This window comes from Pseudomonas sp. EL_65y_Pfl1_R83, assembly GCF_963970695.1.
Lineage (GTDB): Bacteria > Pseudomonadota > Gammaproteobacteria > Pseudomonadales > Pseudomonadaceae > Aquipseudomonas > Aquipseudomonas tritici.
On the sequence record NZ_CAXAQI010000002.1, the window covers coordinates 242253 to 264536 of the forward strand.

General features: G+C 61.2%; 22 protein-coding genes and 1 riboswitch. Of the genes, 15 read left to right on the top strand and 7 right to left on the bottom strand.

The window, feature by feature from the left end:
• Positions 1 to 5: 5 nt before the first annotated feature.
• From AACY08_RS03310 to purM, 6 genes are all read right to left on the bottom strand, one after another.
• Positions 6 to 1217, bottom strand: coding sequence for an MFS transporter (locus tag AACY08_RS03310; protein ID WP_339468044.1), 1212 nt, complete (start codon positions 1215 to 1217; stop codon positions 6 to 8).
• Positions 1207 to 3132: an IucA/IucC family protein gene (locus tag AACY08_RS03315; RefSeq protein ID WP_339468046.1), complete on the bottom strand. Its 1926-nt coding sequence runs from the start codon at positions 3130 to 3132 to the stop codon at positions 1207 to 1209. The genes AACY08_RS03310 and AACY08_RS03315 overlap by 11 nt, the downstream gene beginning before the upstream one ends.
• A gap of 383 nt (positions 3133 to 3515) precedes the next feature.
• Positions 3516 to 3704, bottom strand: a complete 189-nt coding sequence (locus tag AACY08_RS03320) for a hypothetical protein (RefSeq protein WP_339468048.1) — start codon at positions 3702 to 3704, stop codon at positions 3516 to 3518.
• Positions 3705 to 4034: 330 nt separating this feature from the next.
• Complete coding sequence (locus AACY08_RS03325) at positions 4035 to 4748, bottom strand: DUF3108 domain-containing protein (protein WP_339468050.1); 714 nt, start codon at positions 4746 to 4748, stop codon at positions 4035 to 4037.
• 8 nt (positions 4749 to 4756) lie between these two features.
• On the bottom strand, positions 4757 to 5407 hold the full coding sequence (purN, locus tag AACY08_RS03330; protein ID WP_339468052.1) for a phosphoribosylglycinamide formyltransferase: 651 nt from the start codon (positions 5405 to 5407) through the stop codon (positions 4757 to 4759).
• Positions 5407 to 6465: a phosphoribosylformylglycinamidine cyclo-ligase gene (purM, locus tag AACY08_RS03335; RefSeq protein ID WP_314559612.1), complete on the bottom strand. Its 1059-nt coding sequence runs from the start codon at positions 6463 to 6465 to the stop codon at positions 5407 to 5409. Before purM ends, purN begins: the two co-directional genes overlap by 1 nt.
• A 355-nt stretch (positions 6466 to 6820) precedes the next feature.
• Here purM and AACY08_RS03340 point away from each other — a divergent pair, with 355 nt between their 5' ends.
• The 5 genes from AACY08_RS03340 (at position 6821) to AACY08_RS03360 (ending at position 11399) form a co-directional block, all read left to right on the top strand.
• The gene (locus AACY08_RS03340; protein ID WP_339468054.1) at positions 6821 to 7861 is read left to right on the top strand and encodes a DUF2066 domain-containing protein; all 1041 of its coding nucleotides are present in this window, start codon (positions 6821 to 6823) and stop codon (positions 7859 to 7861) included.
• A 32-nt stretch (positions 7862 to 7893) separates the two neighbouring features.
• Positions 7894 to 8967 carry an AI-2E family transporter gene (locus tag AACY08_RS03345; RefSeq protein ID WP_339468056.1) on the top strand — a complete coding sequence of 358 codons (1074 nt, stop codon included), beginning with the start codon at positions 7894 to 7896 and terminating at the stop codon, positions 8965 to 8967.
• A 203-nt stretch (positions 8968 to 9170) separates the two neighbouring features.
• A complete protein-coding gene (gene hda, locus AACY08_RS03350; protein WP_305433881.1) occupies positions 9171 to 9875 on the top strand; it encodes a DnaA regulatory inactivator Hda in 705 nt (234 codons plus the stop codon).
• 209 nt (positions 9876 to 10084) lie between these two features.
• Positions 10085 to 10714, top strand: coding sequence for a C40 family peptidase (locus AACY08_RS03355; RefSeq protein WP_339468058.1), 630 nt, complete (start codon positions 10085 to 10087; stop codon positions 10712 to 10714).
• Positions 10715 to 10859: 145 nt separating this feature from the next.
• Entirely contained in the window at positions 10860 to 11399 is a 540-nt protein-coding gene (locus tag AACY08_RS03360; protein WP_339468060.1) for a C40 family peptidase, read from the top strand.
• Between the two features lie 82 nt (positions 11400 to 11481).
• On the opposite strand, the gene AACY08_RS03365 is transcribed toward AACY08_RS03360, so the two are convergent.
• Complete coding sequence (locus AACY08_RS03365) at positions 11482 to 12795, bottom strand: PQQ-dependent sugar dehydrogenase (RefSeq protein ID WP_339468063.1); 1314 nt, start codon at positions 12793 to 12795, stop codon at positions 11482 to 11484.
• A 98-nt stretch (positions 12796 to 12893) separates the two neighbouring features.
• Positions 12894 to 13153, top strand: a riboswitch (cobalamin riboswitch).
• Between the two features lie 79 nt (positions 13154 to 13232).
• Between AACY08_RS03365 and cobO the strand changes: the two genes are divergently transcribed.
• The 10 genes from cobO to AACY08_RS03415 all read left to right on the top strand — a co-directional run bounded on the left by cobO (position 13233) and on the right by AACY08_RS03415 (position 22242).
• Positions 13233 to 13844 carry a cob(I)yrinic acid a,c-diamide adenosyltransferase gene (cobO, locus tag AACY08_RS03370; protein WP_339468065.1) on the top strand — a complete coding sequence of 204 codons (612 nt, stop codon included), beginning with the start codon at positions 13233 to 13235 and terminating at the stop codon, positions 13842 to 13844.
• Positions 13841 to 15244, top strand: coding sequence for a cobyrinate a,c-diamide synthase (locus AACY08_RS03375; protein ID WP_339468067.1), 1404 nt, complete (start codon positions 13841 to 13843; stop codon positions 15242 to 15244). The genes cobO and AACY08_RS03375 overlap by 4 nt, the downstream gene beginning before the upstream one ends.
• A complete protein-coding gene (gene bluB / locus AACY08_RS03380) occupies positions 15241 to 15891 on the top strand; it encodes a 5,6-dimethylbenzimidazole synthase (protein ID WP_339416674.1) in 651 nt (216 codons plus the stop codon). Before AACY08_RS03375 ends, bluB begins: the two co-directional genes overlap by 4 nt.
• Positions 15888 to 16796 (top strand): adenosylcobinamide-phosphate synthase CbiB, encoded by a 909-nt coding sequence (cbiB, locus tag AACY08_RS03385; protein WP_339468070.1) that lies wholly within the window; start codon positions 15888 to 15890, stop codon positions 16794 to 16796. The genes bluB and cbiB overlap by 4 nt, the downstream gene beginning before the upstream one ends.
• Entirely contained in the window at positions 16789 to 17778 is a 990-nt protein-coding gene (gene cobD / locus AACY08_RS03390) for a threonine-phosphate decarboxylase CobD (protein WP_339416671.1), read from the top strand. The genes cbiB and cobD overlap by 8 nt, the downstream gene beginning before the upstream one ends.
• On the top strand, positions 17775 to 19226 hold the full coding sequence (locus AACY08_RS03395; RefSeq protein WP_339416669.1) for a cobyric acid synthase: 1452 nt from the start codon (positions 17775 to 17777) through the stop codon (positions 19224 to 19226). Before cobD ends, AACY08_RS03395 begins: the two co-directional genes overlap by 4 nt.
• A gap of 139 nt (positions 19227 to 19365) precedes the next feature.
• Positions 19366 to 19887 carry a bifunctional adenosylcobinamide kinase/adenosylcobinamide-phosphate guanylyltransferase gene (gene cobU / locus AACY08_RS03400; protein ID WP_339427399.1) on the top strand — a complete coding sequence of 174 codons (522 nt, stop codon included), beginning with the start codon at positions 19366 to 19368 and terminating at the stop codon, positions 19885 to 19887.
• A complete protein-coding gene (cobT, locus tag AACY08_RS03405) occupies positions 19884 to 20939 on the top strand; it encodes a nicotinate-nucleotide--dimethylbenzimidazole phosphoribosyltransferase (RefSeq protein WP_339468072.1) in 1056 nt (351 codons plus the stop codon). Before cobU ends, cobT begins: the two co-directional genes overlap by 4 nt.
• The gene (gene cobC, locus AACY08_RS03410) at positions 20936 to 21511 is read left to right on the top strand and encodes an alpha-ribazole phosphatase family protein (protein ID WP_339468074.1); all 576 of its coding nucleotides are present in this window, start codon (positions 20936 to 20938) and stop codon (positions 21509 to 21511) included. The genes cobT and cobC overlap by 4 nt, the downstream gene beginning before the upstream one ends.
• Before the next feature lie 2 nt (positions 21512 to 21513).
• Entirely contained in the window at positions 21514 to 22242 is a 729-nt protein-coding gene (locus AACY08_RS03415; protein WP_339468076.1) for an adenosylcobinamide-GDP ribazoletransferase, read from the top strand.
• Positions 22243 to 22284: the final 42 nt, after the last annotated feature.

Genomic DNA, 22284 nt, shown 5'->3' on the forward strand with positions numbered 1-22284 from the left:
GCCTTTCAGTTATTAGAAGTATTGACAGAAAAACCGGATGAATCGGGTGTTCGGGTGAGCGAACGGATTGCGCGAACACCCAGGGCGGCCAAGGCATAAGTGAGCGCGACCAGCCAAAAGCTGTGCGCCAAGCCCACCATCGCCATGCCGATGCCGCCCATCAAGGCGCCGCACAGCGCGCCGGCTTTGGCGGCGCTATTGCCCATGCCCAGAGCAAAACCCTGTTGGCTGGGCGCAACGGTATTGGCGATCAACGTGTAGGCGACGGGCAGCAACGCGCCTTGCCATACGCCCCACAGCAACCGGCTGGCGAGGAAGCCCAGCCATTCGTTGGCCATCGCCGTGAAGGCAAGCGTCAAGGCGCAGGACCACGTGACCCATTCGATAATGCGCAGCGTGTGTGCGGGTTGATGTCGGTCAAACAGCCGCCCCCAAAGCGGGGCGGACAGTGCCAGCGTGAGGGCGCTGGCGGCATAGCTGGCGCCGATCAACCATGCGGGTGCGTGTAAAACGTCGGCGACGTAGAGGGCGTAAAACGGCTGAGGCATCATCTTGGCAGCCTGAATCAATACGATGATCCCCAGCATTGCGCCGAGCCAGCCTTTGGGCAGTGCGGCGGGTGCGGACGTGCGCGTTGGCCGCGAGCGCGGCGCATCGCTGGGCAGGAACACGCTGATCACTGCACAGATCAGGCAGACGGCGGTGGCGCTGTAGCACAGCAGTGCGAAGCCCGAGATATCCATCAGCCAGCCGCCCAGCACCGGCCCAGCCAGTGACCCCACTGCGGTTGCCGATTGCAGTCGCGCAAGAATGTGCCCGCGCCCGCCATCACCACAGTAGGCCAGTGCGTAGGCTTGGGCCGCTGCGATAAAGCCGGCCAACGCGCCTTGCGCCACCCTGATCGCCACCAGCAGCCACGGATCGAAGGTGATAGCGGCCAACGCCTGGCACACCGCCAGCGCCAGCAGCGCCCGAATGATCATCGGCTTGTGGCCGGTACGGTCACCCAGGCGCCCCCACATTGGCGTCAGGATCATCGCCGCCATCATCGGCCCGGCATACACCAGCGAAGACAGCAGGCCGGTGTACTGGGCATTGGCCACGCCGAGCAGCTTTTGGATCTGCAAGGGCCAGAAGGGGCCGCTCATTTCCATGGCCCCCATCGACACCAGTTGAATCACCACCAGCAGCCGCAGCGCGGTGTGGTTAGCTGCCATTGGCGGCGGCACTCAGCGGGTTGGGCAGCCGCCCGACGATGTCGGCATGGCTTTCCAGCAGGCGCATGCGCATGAACGACTTGGCCGGCCAGTCCTGCTCCATCAGGGCTTCGCGCTCGGTTGCCCAGCGCTGTGGTTCGACCTGGCTGCGCAAGTCGTCGAAACACTGGCTGACTTGGGCCGACAGTTCATTCCAAAGTAACGCCTGGGGGATATCGAAGTGGCGGGCACTGAGCAATACCAGTTCGCCCAGGTGGCACATGAATACCGTGTGCAGCAGCTTGTCACGTACAAAGCCCGCGTCGTCATACAGCGTCATCCTGGGGTCGTGCAGTTCGATATCCAAACCGTGGGCGTGCAAGGTCTTGCGGTCGATTCGAATATCACCGAAGTCACGCAACAACAGGCGGTTCAATTGGCCGTCTGCGGCCATGACCATGAAGGCGTTCTGCTGGTGGGCCTCGAAGGCAACGCCATAGCGCAGGTACATGCCCAACAGTGCCGGTACGGCGATCGCGGCATAGTCGCGAAAGAACGCAAGCATGGCATCGGCGTCGTCCAGGCCTTTGCTCAGGCGTACCCATTGCCTCAGCAGCGGCTGGCCGTGCTGGTCGATGGCAAACAGGCTGCCCACCGGCACGGCCATTTCGCCCGGTTGGAGCAGGCTCTGCGGGTTGTCGCGGTAGAGAACGGCGAGGTGACGGGAGTGCTCATCATTGGCCGGTTGGGGTTTGAAATGCACGCCGATCCGCTCGGGGACGATGCGCAGGATTCGCTGAATTGCGGGCTCGCGCTCAAGGATCGCCAGCAGCAACTGGCTGATTCGCGGGCCCATGCGCGCCGAGCGTGGCGAAACAGTTCGTTGCACACTGGTCAGCCGGAGTGAGACCGGGAGTTTGACCATCGGCGCGTCGCGGCTGCCTTCAGGCAGCACGGTCCTGAACGACATGGTCGGGTGGGCGGTAAACGCGACGATATCGGTCAGCACCAGCAGCTTGTCACCGATTTCGTTGGCGAACAGTTGCGGTAGCTCCTGGCGTGCCTGCCAAGGGTGAGCAGGCAGCGGCAGGTACTCAGCCGCCTCAAGCCCCTGCGCTGCAAGCGCTGCGGTCAACTGCCGGGCTGCCTGTGGAAAGTGCTGTTGCCACCACCGCCAGTAATCTGCGGTATCGGCCAATACTTCGACATGCGCATATTGGCGGTGGAGCGCGCAAAGGAATACCGGGAAGCGCGCTTCGAACTCCGGTGAGAAATCAATCACTTGGTCGGTAGCCAAGCCCAACTTGGTCTTGTAGTTGGGGTGCCATGGGTGGCCCAGCGTGCCCCATTGTTCAAGCACGGACGTAGCGTTGGTCACACTCGCATCGTTCTTGAGGTGGCTGAGCAGATTGTGCTGATGGGCCGGGTCCATTGCTGCGTGCAGCTTGAGTGTCCACTGCGCGTGAAAGGCAAGGCATAGCGTGTCGTTGACAAAGCTGTCATCGATTTCGGTGTTAAGACGGCTCAAGACGTTCAGGTCGGCCGATGATTCGAGGCTGTTGTTAAGCAGCGTCAGTAATTGCGACGGGAATTGAATGATCTGCTCGGTCTGGTCATTACGTAACAGCGTGACCTGGCCACGCAGGTCCCAACTGCCCATACGGCCGGGGCGCAGGTGATCGAAGCGCAGGCGGGTTTGGTCAGGCAGTGCCAGCCAGCAGTGGCCGCGTTCGTCATAGGTGCGAGTGTTGGGGTCCAGCAGGCCTTCACGAAACAGTGCCTGGATCAGACGTTGGAAACTGCGTTCGGCGGCGGGCGCCAGCGTGTTGATCAGTGCATCAAGGCTGATGTGATTGGCGAGGAATTGCGGCGTGGCCAGTGCTTCACCCCAGCGCTCAAGCAGTAATTTTTCCGGCGTGCTGTTGTGGCCATGCATGAAGTCGAATTCCTTATCCGCGGTCCTGGGTGAAAAGCGTGCGAATGGTATCGAGAACTATTAACAAATGTCTATTTTTTGTTACGCTTTTTTCGCAACCGTTTATTCAAGCGGTCGGAGGGCGTGACTTGCCGGCAAATACTGCGGTCAGGGATAGGCTGTGACATGGCCTGGAGGCGTCTTGAACAGGCCAGTTCAGGGGGGCTTGGAATGGCGTGCAGTACCCGGACTGTGACTGTGTAATCTGTGTCTGCTTTTGTACGATTGCACAGTCGTGTAGGGACATAGCGGCTTCTAAAACGCAAAAAAACCGCGCATTGGGCGGTTTTTTTGTGGAGGCGGCCCGGCTGCGTGGGGTCGGGCGTCTACGTGATATCAGCGTTTCAGGAGCTTTGTGCCTGGCGTTTCATCTCAAGAGTTTCGAGCTCGTTTTTATAATTGTTGGCTTCGTTCTCGTTGTGGAACATGCCGACCAGTTGGTCTTGTTGATGGACATCCCAGATGTGAATCCCATGACCCAGTGCTTCATGAGACATGTGTGCATCGTCGCGTTCAGTTACTTTTACAGTCATCTGCTTGCTCCAATCTCTGGTTGATCTGCGGCAAGTCGTCGCAGGCCTCTTTTATATGTTTTGTTAGCTTGCTAAGTAAACCGGTTTTGCCCGCAACAATTCAGTGCACAAAACGCAACATTGCTACAGGCCCCGTAAACCGTGACATTGCGTCGCAGGTGCCTGAGTTTTATGACAAAGGTTTCATGTTTGAGGGGGCGTTTCTCTTGTGTTGATCCTCCGCCACCTTCGCGAGCAAGCCAGCGATAGCGGTAGAACGTCCACCCCAAAACCTGCAGGCGAAAAAAAGCCCCGCATTCAGCGAGGCTACTTTTTCAGCTCATCAGCCTATCAGCTACCTTTGACAGCCTTACCGTCAACGGTACCGTCCTGCAGCATGATGTTGTATTCCTTGCCGTCGGTCTCAACCTGGCGCAGGGCAACCAGGATGCCGCCCTGGTCCTTGGCAAACCACATCTGGGTGATGCGCTTGCTCTGCGACGGGTCGCGCACACGCTCGACCTTGATCGCGTCGATGGCGCCTACCTTGGTCTGGACCTTTTCAGGGCCGATGACGCGGAAGTCATAGGTATCGACGTCCGTGCCTTCGACCACACGGTAGCTCATGCTTTTCTTGCCGGCAGCCACGTCACGCTGGAGGGCGAGCTGGTAAGTCGACTTGTCGAGCATGCCACTTTCAAGGGTGACGTTGACCGGGTCTTTGTTTTCAAAACCGGTAACTTTCTTGGCGGATTGGTCGAAATCCAGATTGATCTTCTTCGCCTTACCCAGGCCGCCGCGTTCGAAGGTGTAGCTCTTCGGTTGCAGGGTGTCCTTGTCGAACACGATCACACTGGTTTCGGTCAGGCTGGCGATCATCATGGAAGCCTTGAAGTTCAAGGTCCAGGTGCCGTCGCTGTTCTTGGTCAGGCTGCGTTCTGCCGAACCACTCATGGGCAACTGTTTCCAGTCAGCGGTGTAGCTGGCGGAGAAGGGGTGAAGGTCTGCTGCTTGCACGGCAGGCAAGGCGAACAGCGCAAAAGCGAAGAGCAAGGCGCGACGCATAAAATCTCCTAGGTTCGAATCAAGTGGCCGCTGGCCGCGAGTAACTGACCGTCCAATAATGCACCCTGGTCGCCAAGAATCAACCGACCTTCGGCAAACCAGCGAACGGCCAGTGGGTAAATCCTGTGTTCCTGGGTGTGAACCCGTTGCGCAAGGCTCTGCGCCGAGTCGTCAGACTCTACCGGAACCACTGCCTGTACGACCAGAGGCCCGCCATCGAGTTCCTCGGTGACGAAGTGCACGCTGCAGCCATGCTCGCTGTCGCCGGCATCGAGCGCACGCTGGTGCGTGTGCATGCCTTTGTACTTGGGCAGCAGGGAAGGGTGGATATTCAGCAGCCGCCCTTCGTAATGCCTTACGAAATCAGCGCTGAGGATGCGCATGAAGCCGGCCAGTACCACGAGTTTGGGGTTGAAGGCGTCAATCAGTTCGATCAAGGCGCTATCAAAGGCCTCGCGACCTTCGAAAGCCTTGTGATCCAAGGCGCGGGTGTCGATACCCGCGTCCCTGGCGCGTTGCAGGCCATAGGCGTCGCTGCGGTTGGAGATCACCGCAGCGATGCGCACCGGGCTGTCGCCGGTGCGCGTGCTGTCGATCAGGGCCTGCAAGTTACTGCCGGTGCCGGAAAGCAGCACCACGACATCACAGGTCTGAGGCATCAGTGAGCCTTGAGGTTCTTCAGTTCAACCTGTGCCGCGCCTTCTGGGGCGGTGGCGATCTGGCCGATAACCCAAGGCTGCTCGCCGGCTTCACGCAGCACGTTCAGCGCGCTTTCAACGTGCTCTTGAGCCACGCAAATAACCATGCCCACGCCGCAGTTCAGCACGCGGTGCATTTCGGTTTCATCGACGTTGCCTTTCTCTTGCAGCCAGTCGAAGACCGCAGGACGCTGCCAGCTGGCCACGTCGACGATCGCCTGGGCGCCTTTTGGCAGGACGCGCGGGATGTTGTCCAGCAAACCGCCGCCAGTGATGTGGGCCATGGCTTTGACTGCGCCAGTGTCCTTGATCAGCTTGAGCAGTGGCTTGACGTAGATGCGCGTAGGGGCCATCAGCAGGTCGGTCAGCGGCTTGCCGTCGAGCTGGATGTTCTCGATGTCGGCGCCGGACACTTCGATGATCTTGCGGATCAGCGAGTAGCCGTTGGAGTGCGGGCCGGAGGATGGCAGGGCCAGCAGGGCATCACCGGCAGCCACTTTGGAGCCGTCGATGATTTCGGCTTTTTCTACAACGCCGACGCAGAAGCCGGCCAGGTCGTAGTCTTCGCCTTCGTACATGCCTGGCATCTCAGCGGTTTCGCCGCCAACCAGAGAGCAGCCCGACAGTTCGCAACCAGCGCCGATGCCGGTCACCACCTGGGTCGCGGTTTCGACATTGAGCTTGCCGGTCGCGTAGTAATCCAGGAAGAACAAGGGCTCAGCGCCGCACACCACCAGGTCGTTGACGCACATGGCAACCAGGTCGATGCCGATGCTGTCGTGCTTGTTCAGGTTCAGCGCCAGGCGCAGCTTGGTGCCCACGCCGTCGGTGCCGGAAACCAGTACAGGCTGCTTGTAGCCGGCCGGGATTTCGCAGAGGGCGCCAAAACCGCCCAGGCCGCCCATGACTTCGGGGCGCGCAGTGCGCTTGGCGACGCTCTTGATGCGTTCGACCAATGCTTCACCGGCGTCGATGTCTACACCGGCGTCCTTGTAGCTCAGGGAGGGTTGCTTGCTCATGATCCAGGCCTTTAGGGGGGATTCAGGGGTAACGACCGAGCGGGCAGGCGCTTTTGGTAAAAGGCCCAGCCGTTGACGGTCTGCGAAGGCGCGCGATTTTATCAGGCTTGAGGGGCAGCGGCCATCCTCGGGCCGACGGGCAGGGCCATATAGGTCAAAAAAGCAGGTTAAAAAAATGCTAATCGGCTCTGCTTCGGTACGTATTAAGGTATAGCCTTTAACCCGCTATCGTTATGACAGTACAAAAACTGCAATGACCCTGTGAATGTTTTACCGGTGGCTGTGGTCACAGCCTTGCCAAACCGAGTTCACGCGGTCTTTTGCAGCCGCTAAATTTGTCGTTCGGGAATCTTCCATGCGTCTGTGTAACTTCTTCTTTGTAGGCTGCTTGTCGTTGGTCAGCCTGGCGAGTCATGCCGAAACACTCAATGGCCTTTATCAAGTACTTGAGCCCGTCAGCAGCCAGTCCCCGCAAGAGCGCGACCAGGCTACCCAGCGTGCCGTGCAAACCATGGTGATCCGCCTGACCGGTGACGCCAAAGCCGCCGAAGGCCCGGGCCTGGCGGCGATTCGCAAGGATCCGCAACAAATCATCACGCAATATGGGTACGACGCTGGCCCGCCGGAAAGCCTGCAAGTGGATTTTGATCCGGTCAGTACTGACCGCGCCTTGCGCGATGCGGGCCTGTCGATTTGGGGCAGCAATCGCCCCTCGATCCTCGGTTGGTGGTTGAACGATTCTACTGGAGGCAGCAGCCTGGTAGGCGATGGCCAGACCGTCGCACAGGCGCTGCGCCGCGCTGCGCAACACCGGGGCCTGCCGTTGCGTCTACCGCTGGGTGACCTGGATGAGCAGGTGGTCGCCACCGTGCCGAACTTGGAAAGTGCCGATGCCACACCGTTGCGCGCCGCCTCCGAACGTTACGGCGCCGACGCCCTGCTGGCCGTGCATGCGCGTCAGGAAGGCAGCCAATGGCAGGCCAAATGGCGCCTGTGGTTGGGCGACAACAGCGAACAGGGCACGGCGCAAGGTGCCGACACGGCTGCCGTGGCCGATGCGGTGATGCTGGCGGTCAGCCAGAAATTGGCGCCGCGTTTTGCGGTCAAGCCTGGCGTGAGCACCGAGCAATTGCTGGAAGTGCAAGGCATGACCCTTGAGCGTTACGCCGCGCTGGGTCATCTGCTTGAGCCCTTTGGTGGCCAGCCCCAACGGGTGGATGGCGATCGCATCGTGTACCGCGTCAACGGCAGTGCCGATCAGTTACGTACCCAGTTGAGCCTGGCTAAATTGCAGGAGATCCCTGCCAGTGGAGCACCGGTCCAGCAGCCTGTGGCAGATAGCACTCAACCTGTTGCTGCACCTGAGCCTCAAGCGCAACTGCGTTTTCGTTGGTAGTAGTTTTCTTCTTTATATAGATGGAGTGGTTTATGGCGGATACGCGTCGTTGGGTGTGGCTTGGCGGGATTGTCCTGCTGTGTGTATTTGTGTTTCTGCTGCATTCGATCCTGACGCCGTTCCTGGTTGCGTTGCTGCTCGCGTACCTGTTCGATCCCATGGTGGATCGTCTGGAAAAGGCTGGCTTGTCGCGTACCTTGGGGGTAGTGGCAGTGTTTGCGCTGTTTACCTTGATCATCACGGCATTGGTGTTGGTGTTGTTGCCAATGCTGGCCAAGCAGCTGTATCGCTTGTATGAACTGGCGCCGCAGATGCTCGATTGGCTGCAGCACACGGCGGTGCCGTGGGCCCAGGCCAAGCTTGGGCTGTCGGACGGCTTCTGGAAGTTCGACAAGATCAAGGCGGCCATCAGCGAACACATGGGCCAGACCACCGATATCGTCGGTGTCATCCTCAGCCAGGCAACTGCATCCAGCCTGGCGCTGATTGGTTGGTTGACCAATCTGGTGCTGATCCCGGTGGTGGCGTTCTACCTGCTGCGCGACTGGGACATTATGATGGCCAAGATCCGCAGCCTGCTGCCGCGCGATCGTGAGGAGCGCATTGTTTCCCTGGCAGGCGAGTGCCATGAGGTGTTGGGCGCGTTTGTGCGTGGCCAACTGCTGGTGATGCTGGCGCTGGGCATCATCTACGCCGGCGGCTTGATGGCGATCGGTCTGGAGCTGGGCCTGTTGATCGGCCTGATCGCCGGCCTGGCCGCTATCGTGCCGTACATGGGCTTTGTGATCGGTATCGGCGCGGCGCTGGTGGCCGGGCTGTTTCAGTTTGGCGGCGACCTGTACCCGATGCTGGGGATTGTCGCGGTGTTCATGGTCGGCCAGGCGCTGGAAGGCATGGTGCTCACTCCGTTGCTGGTGGGCGACCGGATCGGTCTGCACCCGGTGGCGGTGATCTTTGCGATCCTGGCGGGCGGTGAGCTGTTCGGGTTTACCGGCATCCTGATGGCACTGCCGGTGGCGGCAGTGATCATGGTGCTGGTGCGCCATATGCACGACCTGTACAAAGAGTCGGATGTGTACACCGGCGTTGTAGACCCCGAACTGTAACCGCTTCGTAACAAACCCGGTCTTGGCCGGGTTTGTTGTTTCTGGAGCAGCAGCGCCAAACAATCTGCGCAAATCCAACAAGTTAACGCAAACCTTTGATTTTGCTTGTGGTCTGCTGCATTGTGCGCCCGGCGTCACGGGTATAAACTTTGCAAACTTTTCACAGAGGCCACTAACGGTTCGTTTGGAGCCGTTCAGTCAGCATGAAACCGATTCAGCTGCCCTTGGGTGTGCGTCTGCGTGATGACGCCACCTTTATCAACTACTACCCAGGCGCCAATGCCGCTGCACTCGGCTATGTCGAGCGGCTCTGCGAAGCCGACGCCGGGTGGACCGAAAGCCTGATCTATCTGTGGGGCAAGCACGGCGTAGGGCGTACTCACCTGTTGCAGGCCGCGTGCCTGCGTTTCGAGCAGATGGGCGAGCCAGCGGTTTACCTGCCCCTGGCTGAGTTGATGGACCGTGGTATCGGCATCTTCGACCACCTCGAGCAATACGAGCTGGTGTGCCTGGACGATCTGCAAGCGATCGCCGGCAAGGCGGACTGGGAAGAGGCGCTGTTTCACCTGTTCAACCGCCTGCGTGACAGTGGTCGGCGTTTATTGATTGCCGCCTCGACTTCCCCACGTGAACTTCCGATCAAGCTGGCTGACCTCAAGTCGCGTCTGACCCTGGCGCTGATCTTCCAGATGCGCCCGCTGTCCGACGAGGACAAACTGCGCGCCTTGCAATTGCGCGCATCGCGTCGCGGCCTGCATCTCACCGACGAGGTGGGGCATTTCATCCTCACCCGTGGCACGCGCAGCATGAGCGCTTTATTCGAGTTGCTCGAGCAGCTCGATCAGGCTTCCTTGCAGGCTCAACGAAAATTGACGATCCCTTTCCTGAAAGAAACGTTGGGCTGGTAACCCATTGAATTGAAGGGGGTCGGCAATTTTCAGGTGCCAAAAAACCTGCGTTTGAGCCGAATTGGCCACGCATTTGAACCGATAAATGGAATGACGGCTTAGATGGCATCGTCCAATCGGGAAGTCACATAGACCACGATTGAATTTGCAAATCGATGTCATAGAAGGCATAGTCTCGGCTTCTTTACATACCAGCCACGGTCGTGCCCATGCTAAATCGCTTCGCACCCCTCGTGCCTCTCGCACTCGTTACCCTGTTGTTTGGTTGCGCCTCCCACCCTCAACAGGTGGCAGAACAGCAAAAACCACAGGTTCAAAACCAGGCCAAATTTGTTGCTGCACAGTCTGCTTCTGTTTACGAAGAAGAGCTGACAACTGAAAAAGAACTGGCCGATTTCTCCGGGAGGAAGCCTTACCAGCTTCCAGTTCTCGCCGACAGCATCCTCGAACGCGGCATGTCCCTGATCGGTACCCGTTACCGTTTCGGCGGTACCTCCGAAGCCGGTTTTGACTGCAGCGGTTTCATCGGCTACCTGTTTCGTGAAGAGGCGGGCATGAACCTGCCACGCTCCACTCGCGAAATGATCAAAGTGAATGCACCGTTGGTCTCGCGCAACAACCTCAAGCCCGGTGATCTGCTTTTCTTTAGTACGGCTGGTCGTGGTCGCGTCAGCCATGCTGGTATCTACTTGGGCGATAACCAGTTTATCCACTCCAGCAGCCGTCGCAGTGGCGGTGTTCGAGTCGACAACCTGGGTGACAGCTACTGGAGCAAAACCTTCATCGAAGCCAAGCGCGCACTCGCCATGGCCCCGACTACGGTTACCGCTAGCAAGTAAACTTAAAGTGATACTTGAAGTTTGACGTGTAAGCGCTAGAATCCCTGGACATTGTTGTAATCCGTTCGCGCGAGCTTTGCTTGCGCGTTCTGGTTTTCAGCGTTCGGCAGCGAAAAGCCGCATCCAGACCAGGATTGTTCTGCACATGTCGACCTCGGCCCGCCTGATTCTTATTGTTTGCGCCGCGCTGCTCAGCGCCTGTGCAAGCCGCCCACCGCCGCCCGCGCCTGTCGCGGTGAAGCCTAAGCCGGTGTTCAACTATTCCACCCAGAATTTCTCGCCTGTGGCTGAAGATGTGCTCTTCCGCGCGCTGGGCCTGGTCGGCACGCCTTATCGTTGGGGCGGCAACACGCCGGACTCCGGGTTTGATTGCAGCGGTTTGATTGGTTTTGTGTTTCGCGACGCTGCCGGCATCTCGCTACCGCGTACTACCCGTGAACTGATCGTGATGCGCGCCCAGGACGTCAGCGAGCAGAACCTGCAGACCGGCGACCTGCTGTTCTTCGCCACCGGTGGTGGTTCACAGGTCAGCCACGCCGGGATCTACGTGGGGGAAGGGCGCTTTGTACACGCGCCGCAGACCGGTGGTACGGTGAAGTTGGATACTTTGTCCAAGACGTATTGGCAGAATGCTTACTTGAGCGCAAAGCGTGTGTTGCCGGCGAATCTGGCGCGGAATCCCTGAAAGCAGCGATAAGCTTCAAGTTGCAAGCTGCAAGACGGCGCAGCGCCACCTTGCAGCTTCAAGCTTGAGGCTTGCTGCTCCGCTATCTAGCGGCCGACACCCGCCACACCTTATTCCCTACATCATCCGCCACCAGCAAATCCCCCTGCTGATCAATCACCACGCCCACTGGGCGGCCCATGGCGTTCTCGTCCTTATCGAGGAACCCGGTCAGCACGTCCACCGGCTGCCCTTTAGGCTGCCCGCCTTCGAACGGCACGAAGATCACCTTGTAGCCACTGTGCGGCTTGCGGTTCCACGAACCATGCTGGCCGATAAACGCGCCGTTGCTGAATTGCGCCGGGAGTTTGCTGCCCTCGGCGAATGTCAGTCCCAAGGATGCGGTGTGTGGGCCTACCGCGTAGTCCGGCGCAATCGCCTTGGCCACCAGGTCCAGATTCTGCGGTGTGACCCGCACATCGACGTGCTGCCCGTAATAACTGAACGGCCAGCCATAGAAGCCGCCATCCTTTACCGAGGTGATGTAGTCCGGCACCAGATCGCTGCCGATTTCGTCACGCTCGTTGACCGCCGTCCACAGCTTGCCGCTCTGCGGCTCCCACGCCATACCGTTCGGGTTGCGCAGGCCAGAGGCGAAGATGCGGTGCTCGCCGCTGGCGCGGTCGACTTCCCAGATTGCCGCCCGGCCTTCTTCCGCTTGTAGGCCGTTTTCACCGACGTTGCTGTTGGAGCCCACGCTCACATACAGCTGGGTGCCGTCCTTGCTGGCCACCACGTTTTTCGTCCAGTGGTGATTCAAAGGCCCGCCCGGCAGGTCGACGACTTTGGTACCGGCTTGCTTGATCGCGGTGTCACCCGGTTGATAGGGGAAGCGCAGCAGCTTGTCCGAGTCAGCAACGTACAGGTCGTTGCCGACCAGTGTCATGCCAAACGGCGAATTGAGATTTTCCAAGAACACCGTGCGCGTCTCCGCGACACCATCGTGGTCGGCGTCACGCAGTAGCGTGATGCGATTCGGGCTCGGCACCCCGGCGCCAGCGCGGCCCATGACTTTCTCCATGACCCAGCCACGAATGCCCTTGGAATCATCCGGCTTGGGCGGCGCGTTGGTTTCCGCCACCAGTACGTCGCCATTAGGTAACACATACAACCAGCGCGGATGGTCCAGGCCTTCGGCAAACGCCGCAACCTGGGTGCCGGCGGCGGCCGTTGGCTTCACGCCCTCGGGCCAACCGATGGCGGGGGCGATATTGACGGTGGGGATCAGGGTTTTGTTCGGTTCCGGCAACTTGGGCGAAGGCCCGGTACCGTCAGCGACCTGGAGGGTGGAGCTTTCACCGCAGGCGGCGAGGCTGCCGGCGACCAGGATGAGTAGGGCAAGTCTTGTTTTATGCATGGTGTTCTCCTTATACCTGTAAGGGTAGAGGCGAACGGCGGTGCGATGGTTCAAGTGCAAGGTCAGCTTTCATTGACGCTCCACCCCCAACCCACTAACCTTCGCGGCTTGTTCCAGGTGCTCTGTGACCTATGGGTCGACCGAGTGAAACAGGGAAGCCGGTGAGTGAGCGCACTTGTACACAGTGCTGCCGCGATTCCGGCGCTGCCCCCGCAACGGTAAATGAGTCAAGACGCTGCCTTTTGCCACTGTATCGCCTCGCGATATGGGAAGGCGCAACGTCGGCTTGCTCGCTCTTTCAATCAAGAGAGGAGCGCCACTCATGAGCCCGGAGACCGGCCTGGTACATCCAACAGCATCACGGTGGGCGATGCTTGGCTGTCTGTTTTTCTTTTTTCCTGCCCGCCGTTTTTGTCCAGCCCCAACGGAGAGCTGCCATGACCGATTCCCCCGACCGCGACGAACGTCACCTGGCGCGCATGCTGCGCAAAAAAGCCGTGATCGACGAACGCATCGCCAACTCCCCCAACGAGTGCGGGCTGCTGCTGGTATTGACCGGCAAAGGCAAAGGCAAGAGCAGCTCCGCATTCGGCATGCTAGCCCGGGCCATGGGCCATGGTATGCAGTGCGGTGTGGTGCAGTTCATCAAGGGGCGCTACAGCACCGGTGAAGAGTTGTTCTTCCGCCGATTCCCCGAGCAAGTACGTTTCCACATCATGGGCGAAGGCTTCACCTGGGAAACCCAGGATCGCCAACGTGACATCGCGGCGGCCGAAGCCGCCTGGGCGGTGTCCCGCGAACTGCTGCAAGACCCGAGCATCGGTATGGTCGTGCTGGATGAGCTGAACATCGCCCTCAAGCACGGCTACCTCGAACTGGACCAGGTGCTCAGTGACTTGCAGGCCCGCCCGCCGATGCAGCACGTGGTGGTCACCGGCCGTGGCGCCAAGCCCGAGTTGATCGAAATGGGTGACACCGTCACCGAAATGGGCATGCTCAAGCACGCGTTCCAGGCCGGTATCAAGGCACAGAAGGGCGTCGAACTTTGAATCAGCCCCGTCATTGCCCGGCCGTATTGATTGCCGCACCGGCGTCCGGCCAGGGCAAAACCACCGTCACCGCCGCGCTGGCGCGATTGCATCGCAACCTGGGTCGCAAGGTGCGCGTGTTCAAATGCGGCCCGGATTTCCTCGACCCGATGATCCACGAGCGCGCCAGCGGTGCGCCGGTGTATCAATTGGACATGTGGATGGTGGGCGAGCAGGAAAGTCGTCGCCTGCTGTGGGAAGCGGCGGGCGAGGCGGATCTGATCCTGATCGAAGGCGTGATGGGCTTGTTTGACGGCACACCGTCCAGCGCCGACCTGGCACGACACTTCGGCGTGCCGGTACTGGGCGTGATCGACGGCACGGCCATGGCCCAGACTTTTGGCGCCCTGGCATTGGGCCTGGCGCGTTATCAGCCGGACTTGCCGTTCGCTGGGGTGCTGGCCAACCGCGTTGGTACGCTGCGCCATGCGCAATTGCTGGAAGGCAGCCTCACCGAAGGCCTGCGCTGGTACGGCGCGTTGTCCCGTGAGACCGGTATAGAGCTGCCTAGCCGTCACCTGGGACTGGTGCAAGCCAGCGAACTGAATGACCTTGATGTGCGCCTGGACACCGCTGCCCAAGCCTTGGGCAGCAGTTGCGAAGTGGCTTTGCCGCCGCCGGTCGCCTTTGTGGCACCGGAAGTGATCGAGGCCGAGCCACTGCTAAATGGCGTGCGTATTGCGGTGGCCCGCGACGAAGCCTTCGCCTTTACCTACGGCGCAAGCCTTGACCTGTTGCGGGCCATGGGCGCGGAGCTGAAGTTTTTCTCGCCCATTCACGATCGCGTATTGCCTGATGCCGACAGCCTCTACTTGCCCGGCGGTTACCCGGAGCTGCATCACCAGGCGCTGTCGGAAAACACCCCGATGCTCGACGCGATCCGCGCTCACCATGCGGCCGGCAAACCCTTGTTCGCCGAATGCGGTGGCATGCTCTACCTGCTGGACTCGCTCACCGATGTCGACGGCACCCGCGCCGAACTGGTGGGCCTGTTGCAGGGCGACGCGGTGATGCAAAAGAAACTGGCGGCCCTGGCGCTGCAAAGTGTCGTGTTGCCGGAAGGCACACTGCGCGGTCACACCTATCACCATTCCCTGACCAGCACCGACTGGCAGCCGATTGCCAGGGGTTTGAGCCCCAATGGTGGGCGCGGTGCCGAGGCGGTTTACCGTCAGGGGCGGATGACGGCTTCTTACGTGCATTTTTATTTCCCGTCGAATCCAGCCGCTGTAGCCGCACTGTTTGCGCCAGACCGTGATGTGGCTATCGCAGGCAAGCCAGCTCCCACATCGACAGTGTCAACAGATCAAAATGTGGGAGGGGCGGTGCGACGATTCGACTTGCCCGCGATGAGGCCATGACTGACAACGCCTTTCCCGAAGCCGACCGCCAAGCCGTCTACCGCGCCATCGCCGAACGCCGTGACATGCGCCACTTCAGTGGCGGCACTGTCGCCCCCCAATTGCTGCACCGTCTGCTCCAGGCCGCGCACCAGGCCCCCAGCGTCGGTCTGATGCAACCCTGGCGTTTCATCCGCATCAGCGATCGCCAACTGCGTGGGCAGATTCAGCAGTTAGTAGAAGAGGAGCGCATACGCACCGCCGAAGCCCTGGGCGAGCGCTCCGACGCGTTCATGAAGCTCAAGGTCGAAGGCATCCACGACTGCGCCGAAGTGCTGGTGGCGGCGCTGATGGATGATCGCGAGCGGCACATCTTCGGCCGTCGTACCTTGCCGGAAATGGACATGGCCTCGCTGTCCTGTGCCATTCAGAATCTGTGGCTGGCCGCGCGTGTCGAGGGCCTGGGCATGGGCTGGGTCTCGTTGTTCGAACCCCAGGCCCTGGCCGATCTGCTCGGTTTGCCGCCCGGCGCGAAACCCCTGGCCGTGTTGTGCCTGGGGCCGGTAACGGAGTTCTACCCGGCACCGATGTTGCAACTCGAAGGCTGGACCGAGCCTCGGCCGCTGAGTGATATGTTGTATGAGAATGTGTGGGGAGTGAGTCAATGAGTGTGGCCTTGCTGTGCGTCGCTGCAGTGGCGCTGGATGCGCTGCTGGGCGAACCCAGGCGCTGGCATCCGCTGGTGGCATTCGGCAATTTCGCCGAGCGCATCGAGCAACGTTTCAATACCGGTGGCCGTGGCTGGCGCAGCCATGGCGTGACCGCGTGGTTTATCGCCGTAGTGCCGCTGACCCTGCTGGCCACGGCGTTGTCGTGGGCGCCGTATATCGGCTGGGTAGTGGAGATTCTGGCGCTGTATTGCGCCCTCGGCATGCGCAGCCTCGGCGAGCATGTGATCCCGGTGGCCCAGGCCCTGCGCAGCGATGACCTGGAGGCAGCGCGTAAGCGCGTGAGCTACCTGGTCAGCCGCCAGACCAGCGAACTGGACCGTACTGAAGTTGCCCGAGCCGCCACCGAATCGGTGCTGGAAAACGGCAGTGACGCAGTCTTCGCCGCGGTGTTCTGGTTCGTGGTGGCGGGCGTGCCGGGCGTGGTGCTTTATCGCCTGAGCAATACCCTCGACGCCATGTGGGGTTATCGCAACGAACGCTTTGAGCGCTTTGGTTGGGCTGCGGCAAAAATCGACGATGTGCTGAACTACATTCCGGCACGCCTGGTCGCCTTGACCTATGCCGTGCTCGGCAAGACCCGTCTGGCGCTCAAATGCTGGCGCACCCAAGGCCCGACCTGGGACAGCCCCAACGCCGGCCCGGTGATGGCTGCTGGTGCCGGCGCGCTCGGCGTTGAGCTGGGCGGTGCGGCGATCTATCACGGTGAAGTGCATCAACGTCCGCCACTGGGCGAAGGCCCGGCGGCGGATGCGGACGCCATCGACCGTGGCTGGCAACTGGTGCAGCGCGGCGTATGGTTGTGGCTGTTGATCCTATGCGTCGGGGGGCAGTTTTATGCTTGAGCACGGTGGCCGGCTGCGCAAGGCAGCGATTCAGTACGGAATTGCCGAAGCTGACTGGCTCGACCTGTCCAGCGGCCTGGCGCCCTGGCCCTGGCCGATCCCCGAGATCCCGCTGCGCGCCTGGGCGCGTCTGCCGGAAGCCGATGACGGCCTGGAGCAGGCCGCCAGCGAGTATTACGGCGCGGCGCATCTGTTGCCAGTAGCTGGCTCCCAGGCGGCGATTCAGTTGCTGCCACGTCTGCGTCGCGCCGGCAAAGTCGGGGTATTGTCGCCGTGCTATGCCGAACACGCCGAAGCCTGGCGCCGCGCCGGTTACGTAGTGCGCGAAGTGCTGGAGCAGGAAGTCGACTTCTTTCTTGATGGCCTTGACGTATTGGTGGTGGTCAATCCCAACAACCCCACCGGCCTGAGCCTGAACCCGCAACGCTTGCTGGACTGGCACTCGCGGCTGGCCCAGCGCGGCGGCTGGTTGGTGGTGGACGAGGCGTTCATGGACGTGACCCCGGAATTGAGCCTGGCGGGCCAGGCGCATCAGGTCGGCCTGATTGTGCTGCGCTCGTTCGGTAAATTCTTCGGCCTGGCCGGTGTGCGACTGGGCTTCGTACTGGCCGAGCGCAAGCTGCTCAAGTTGCTGGCCGAGCAGGTTGGCCCTTGGGCGGTCAGCGGGCCGACGCGGGTGCTGGGCCAAATCTGCCTGCGCGACAGTGCCGGGCATGCGCGGCAACGCGCGCGCTGCATCGAGGCGAGCCAGCGCTTGTTTACCACGCTGGAGCGCCACGGCTTTCAACCTCAGGGCGGTTGCGCCTTGTTCCAGTGGCTGATCACGCCGCACGCCGAACGCATGCATGAATTCATGGCCCAGCGCGGCATCCTGCTGCGCCTGTTTGTCCATAACAGCAGCTTGCGTTTTGGCCTGCCGGATACCGATGCCGACTGGCAGCGCCTGGACGAAGCTCTGGCCGCCTATAAGGACGCGACATGAGTACGTTGATGGTGCAAGGCACGACGTCCGACGCCGGCAAAAGCACCTTGGTGACGGCGCTGTGTCGCTGGTTGGTGCGCCAGGGTGTGCCAGTGGTGCCGTTCAAGCCACAGAACATGGCGCTCAACAGCGCCGTGACGGCCGAGGGCGGCGAGATCGGTCGTGCGCAAGCGGTGCAGGCCCAGGCGGCCAACTTGGCGCCGCACACCGATATGAACCCGGTGCTGCTCAAGCCCAACAGCGACACCGGTTCCCAAGTGATCATCCACGGCCGCGCTGTTACCAGCATGAACGCGGTGGCCTATCACGACTACAAAGCCATCGCGATGCAGGCGGTGCTGGCCTCCCACGCACGGTTGAGCCAAGCCTACCCCGTCGTGATGGTGGAAGGCGCGGGCTCCCCGGCGGAGATCAACCTGCGCGCCAATGACATCGCCAACATGGGCTTTGCCGAAGCAGTGGATTGCCCGGTGCTGCTGATCGCCGATATCAATCGCGGCGGGGTGTTTGCCCATCTGGTCGGCACCCTTGAACTGCTTTCGCCCAGCGAGCAGGCACGGGTCAAAGGCTTCATCATCAACCGATTTCGCGGCGACATTGCGCTGTTGCAACCGGGCCTGGACTGGCTGGAAGCGCGCACCGGCAAACCGGTGGTGGGCGTATTGCCCTACGTGATGGACCTGCATCTGGAAGCTGAAGACGGCATCGATCAGCGCCAGATCGATAAGGCTGCGCAGGTACTCAAGGTGGTGGTACCGGTGTTGCCGCGCATCAGCAACCACACGGATTTCGACCCGCTGCGTTTGCATCCCCAAGTGGACTTGCAATTCATCGGGCCAGGCCAGCCGATCCCTGCTGGCGACCTGATTATCCTCCCTGGCTCGAAAAGCGTGCGCAGCGACCTGGCCTATCTGCGTGCCAACGGTTGGGACAGCGCCGTGGCGCGGCACTTGCGCTACGGCGGCAAAGTGCTTGGCATCTGCGGCGGCTTGCAGATGCTCGGCGAGCAGGTGCATGACCCGCTGGGCCTGGAAGGGCTTGCCGGCTCCAGCGAGGGCCTTGGGTTATTGGCGTTCAGCACCACCTTGGAAGAAGAGAAACAGCTGCGCAACGTACGCGGGCGTCTATTGCTGGAAGATGCCGACGTCAGCGGTTATGAGATCCATGCGGGCGTGACTTCCGGCGAGGCTTTATCGAATGCCGCTGTGCTTCTCGATGACGGCCGCAGCGATGGCGCGCAAAGTGCGGACGGGCAGATCATCGGCACTTACCTGCATGGCGTGTTCGAAACCCCGGCCGCGTGCAGTGCGCTGCTGCGTTGGGCGGGGTTGCAGGATGTGCAGGAGGTCGACTACCACGCCTTGCGCGAGCGCGATATCGAGCGCCTGGCCGACTTGGTGGAGAACCACCTGGACACCGAGCTGTTACGCAAACTGTGCGGGATTTAATGGTGCACATACTGTCCCCCTGTGGGAGCTGGCTTGCCTGCGATGGCATCAACCGGGTCTCCCTGATACACCGAGGTGACTGCATCGCAGGCAAGCCAGCTCCCACATTTGACCGCGTTGTAAATAAAGGTGTGACGCTATGCTCCAACTGATCCTCGGCGGCGCCCGTTCCGGCAAAAGCCGTCTTGCCGAAAAACTCGCCAGCGACAGCGCTTTGCCGGTCACTTACATCGCCACCAGCCAACCTTTGGATGGCGAGATGAATGAGCGTGTCGCCTTGCATCGTCAACGTCGCCCCGACCATTGGGGCCTGGTCGAAGAGCCCATTGAACTGGCGCGTGTGCTGCGCGAAAACGCGGCTGCCGAGGGCTGCCTGCTGGTGGATTGCCTGACCCTGTGGCTGACCAATCTGCTGATGCTCGAAGACCCGAAGCGCCTGGCTTTGGAGCGCGATCAACTGCTGCAAACCCTGGCCTCGCTGCCGGGTGAAATCATTTTTGTCAGCAACGAGACCGGTCTGGGTGTCGTGCCGCTGGGCGAATTGACTCGCCGCTATGTGGATGAAGCCGGTTGGCTGCATCAAGCCTTGGCCGAGCAGTGTCAGCGTGTGGTCCTGACCGTTGCCGGCCTGCCCCTGACTTTGAAAGGTACTGCGTTATGACTGACACCTGGTGGCTCAACCCGTGTAAGGCGAGTGATGCTCAAGTGTATGAACAAGCCCTGGCGCGCCAGCAGCAATTGACCAAGCCGGCCGGTTCCCTCGGCCAGTTGGAAGCGCTGGCGGTGCAATTGGCCGGCTTGCAGGGCCAGGTCAAACCGTCGGTGGATCAGCTGTGGATCGTCATCTTCGCCGGTGACCATGGCGTGGTCGCGGAAGGCGTGTCGGCATTCCCCCAGGAAGTCACCGGGCAGATGCTGCTTAACTTTGTCACGGGTGGCGCGGCCATCAGCGTTTTGGCGCGGCAGTTGGGTGCGCAGTTGGAAGTGGTCGACCTTGGCACGGTGAATCCGTCCCTGGACCTGCCCGGTGTACGTCACCTGAATATTGGCGCGGGCACCGCAAACTTCGTCAACGGTCCGGCGATGACCGAGGTCCAGGGGCAATTGGCCCTGCAAGCCGGACGCGACAGCGTGCATCGTGCATTGGCAAACGGTGCGCAGTTGTTTATCGGCGGCGAGATGGGCATCGGCAACACCACCGCTGCCAGTGCGCTGGCGTGTGCCTTGCTCGACTGCCAGGTCAGTGATCTCACGGGGCCGGGCACCGGATTGAATGCTCAGGGCGTTAGCCACAAGGTGGCCGTGATCGAACGTGCACTGGCGTTACACGCCGGACGGCGCGGTGATGCATTGCACACCCTGTTCAATCTCGGCGGCTTTGAGATTGCCGCCCTGGTGGGCGCGTATCTGGCTTGTGCTCAAGAAGGCATCGTGGTGCTGGTGGATGGGTTTATCTGCACTGTCGCCGCACTGGTCGCGACGCGCTTGAACCCGGCGTGCCGGGAGTGGCTGATGTTCGGCCATTGTGGTGCCGAGCCAGGTCATCGTCATGTGCTGCAAAGCCTCGACGCGCAACCGCTGCTGGACCTGAGCCTGCGCCTGGGCGAAGGCAGTGGCGCGGCGCTGGCCGTGCCGTTGTTGCGCCTGGCCTGTGCGCTGCACGGGCAGATGGCGACCTTCGCCGAAGCCGCCGTGGCAGGCCGCCCAGCATGACCTTGCGTCTGGACCTGCTGCGACACGGCGAAACCGAGCTGGGCGGCGGCTTGCGTGGCAGCCTGGACGACGCACTCACCGCCAAGGGTTGGGCGCAGATGCGCGCGGCGGTAGTGGAGCAGGGGCCGTGGGACCGCGTGGTCAGTTCGCCGCTGCAACGGTGCGCGCGGTTTGCCGATGAATTGGGCGCTCAGCTCAATGTGCCGGTCACGCTGGAAAAGGCGCTGCAAGAACTGCACTTCGGCGCCTGGGAAGGGCAGAGTGCGGCGGCCTTGATGGAGACCGACGCCGAAGGGCTGGGCCTGTTCTGGGCCGACCCCTACAGTTTCACGCCGCCGGAAGGGGAGCCTGTCAGTGACTTTTCCGAGCGCGTGTTGGGTGCTGTCGCACGCCTGCACCAGACTTATGCGGGTGAGCGCTTGCTGTTGATCACTCATGGCGGCGTGATGCGCCTGTTATTGGCACAGGCACGCGGTTTGCCCCGGGAGCAGCTCTTGAATGTCGAAGTCGGCCACGGTGGGTTATTCAGCCTGCAAGTTTGTGCTGACGGCGTGCTCAAGGCGCTGGCGTGATCATGCTGCCATTCTGGATCGCCCTGCAATTTCTCAGCAGCCTGCCGATTCGTCTGCCGGGCATGCCGCAGCCTCAGGAACTGGGACGCTCACTGCTGTTTTATCCGGTGGTCGGCGTATTGTTTGGTTTGCTGTTGTGGGCTTTGAACACCGCGTTGATGGGCGCACCGTTGTTATTGCACGCGGCGCTGGTGCTGATGGCCTGGGTGTTGCTCAGCGGCGGCCTGCACCTGGACGGTCTTGCGGACAGCGCCGATGCCTGGCTGGGGGGCTTCGGCGACCGCGAGCGTACGCTCACGATCATGAAGGACCCGCGCAGCGGGCCGATTGCTGTGGTCACCCTGGGGTTGGTGCTGCTGCTCAAGTTCACCGCCTTGGTGGCCTTGATCGAGCAACATGACGGCGTAGCGCTGATCCTGGCGCCGCTGATCGGACGCGCATCGATGCTGGCGCTGTTTCTGACCACGCGCTATGTGCGTGCCGGAGGATTGGGCCAGGCGTTGTCGGATCATTTACCGAGGACCGTCGGCCAACAGGTACTGATCCTCAGCGGCTTGGCCTGCATCCTGATCGGCGGCTTCAGGGGTGGGCTTGCGGTATTGCTCGCTGCAATCTGCTTCATGGGCCTGCGCCGACTGATGGTCAATCGCCTGGGCGGTACCACGGGTGACACCGCTGGCGCCTTGCTGGAGCTGCTGGAAGTCGCGGTTCTGGTCGCTCTGGCGCTGTAACACTTTCTTGCATTTCCTTAATCGCGGGTATATACACGTTCC

What these genes read in the sequence shown, in the direction of transcription:
- bluB (WP_339416674.1), top strand. Translation starts at nt 15,241, where the DNA reads ATGACTGACAACGCCTTTCCCGAAGCCGACCGCCAAGCCGTCTACCGC.
- purM (WP_314559612.1), bottom strand. Translation starts at nt 6,465, where the DNA reads ATGAGCAAGCAACCCTCCCTGAGCTACAAGGACGCCGGTGTAGACATC.
- cobT (WP_339468072.1), top strand. Translation starts at nt 19,884, where the DNA reads ATGACTGACACCTGGTGGCTCAACCCGTGTAAGGCGAGTGATGCTCAA.
- cobC (WP_339468074.1), top strand. Translation starts at nt 20,936, where the DNA reads ATGACCTTGCGTCTGGACCTGCTGCGACACGGCGAAACCGAGCTGGGC.
- AACY08_RS03325 (WP_339468050.1), bottom strand. Translation starts at nt 4,748, where the DNA reads ATGCGTCGCGCCTTGCTCTTCGCTTTTGCGCTGTTCGCCTTGCCTGCC.
- cobU (WP_339427399.1), top strand. Translation starts at nt 19,366, where the DNA reads ATGCTCCAACTGATCCTCGGCGGCGCCCGTTCCGGCAAAAGCCGTCTT.
- AACY08_RS03315 (WP_339468046.1), bottom strand. Translation starts at nt 3,132, where the DNA reads ATGCATGGCCACAACAGCACGCCGGAAAAATTACTGCTTGAGCGCTGG.
- AACY08_RS03415 (WP_339468076.1), top strand. Translation starts at nt 21,514, where the DNA reads ATGCTGCCATTCTGGATCGCCCTGCAATTTCTCAGCAGCCTGCCGATT.
- AACY08_RS03310 (WP_339468044.1), bottom strand. Translation starts at nt 1,217, where the DNA reads ATGGCAGCTAACCACACCGCGCTGCGGCTGCTGGTGGTGATTCAACTG.
- AACY08_RS03395 (WP_339416669.1), top strand. Translation starts at nt 17,775, where the DNA reads ATGAGTACGTTGATGGTGCAAGGCACGACGTCCGACGCCGGCAAAAGC.
- purN (WP_339468052.1), bottom strand. Translation starts at nt 5,407, where the DNA reads ATGCCTCAGACCTGTGATGTCGTGGTGCTGCTTTCCGGCACCGGCAGT.
- cobD (WP_339416671.1), top strand. Translation starts at nt 16,789, where the DNA reads ATGCTTGAGCACGGTGGCCGGCTGCGCAAGGCAGCGATTCAGTACGGA.
- AACY08_RS03320 (WP_339468048.1), bottom strand. Translation starts at nt 3,704, where the DNA reads ATGACTGTAAAAGTAACTGAACGCGACGATGCACACATGTCTCATGAA.
- AACY08_RS03355 (WP_339468058.1), top strand. Translation starts at nt 10,085, where the DNA reads ATGCTAAATCGCTTCGCACCCCTCGTGCCTCTCGCACTCGTTACCCTG.
- AACY08_RS03360 (WP_339468060.1), top strand. Translation starts at nt 10,860, where the DNA reads ATGTCGACCTCGGCCCGCCTGATTCTTATTGTTTGCGCCGCGCTGCTC.
- hda (WP_305433881.1), top strand. Translation starts at nt 9,171, where the DNA reads ATGAAACCGATTCAGCTGCCCTTGGGTGTGCGTCTGCGTGATGACGCC.
- cobO (WP_339468065.1), top strand. Translation starts at nt 13,233, where the DNA reads ATGACCGATTCCCCCGACCGCGACGAACGTCACCTGGCGCGCATGCTG.
- AACY08_RS03365 (WP_339468063.1), bottom strand. Translation starts at nt 12,795, where the DNA reads ATGCATAAAACAAGACTTGCCCTACTCATCCTGGTCGCCGGCAGCCTC.
- AACY08_RS03345 (WP_339468056.1), top strand. Translation starts at nt 7,894, where the DNA reads ATGGCGGATACGCGTCGTTGGGTGTGGCTTGGCGGGATTGTCCTGCTG.
- cbiB (WP_339468070.1), top strand. Translation starts at nt 15,888, where the DNA reads ATGAGTGTGGCCTTGCTGTGCGTCGCTGCAGTGGCGCTGGATGCGCTG.
- AACY08_RS03340 (WP_339468054.1), top strand. Translation starts at nt 6,821, where the DNA reads ATGCGTCTGTGTAACTTCTTCTTTGTAGGCTGCTTGTCGTTGGTCAGC.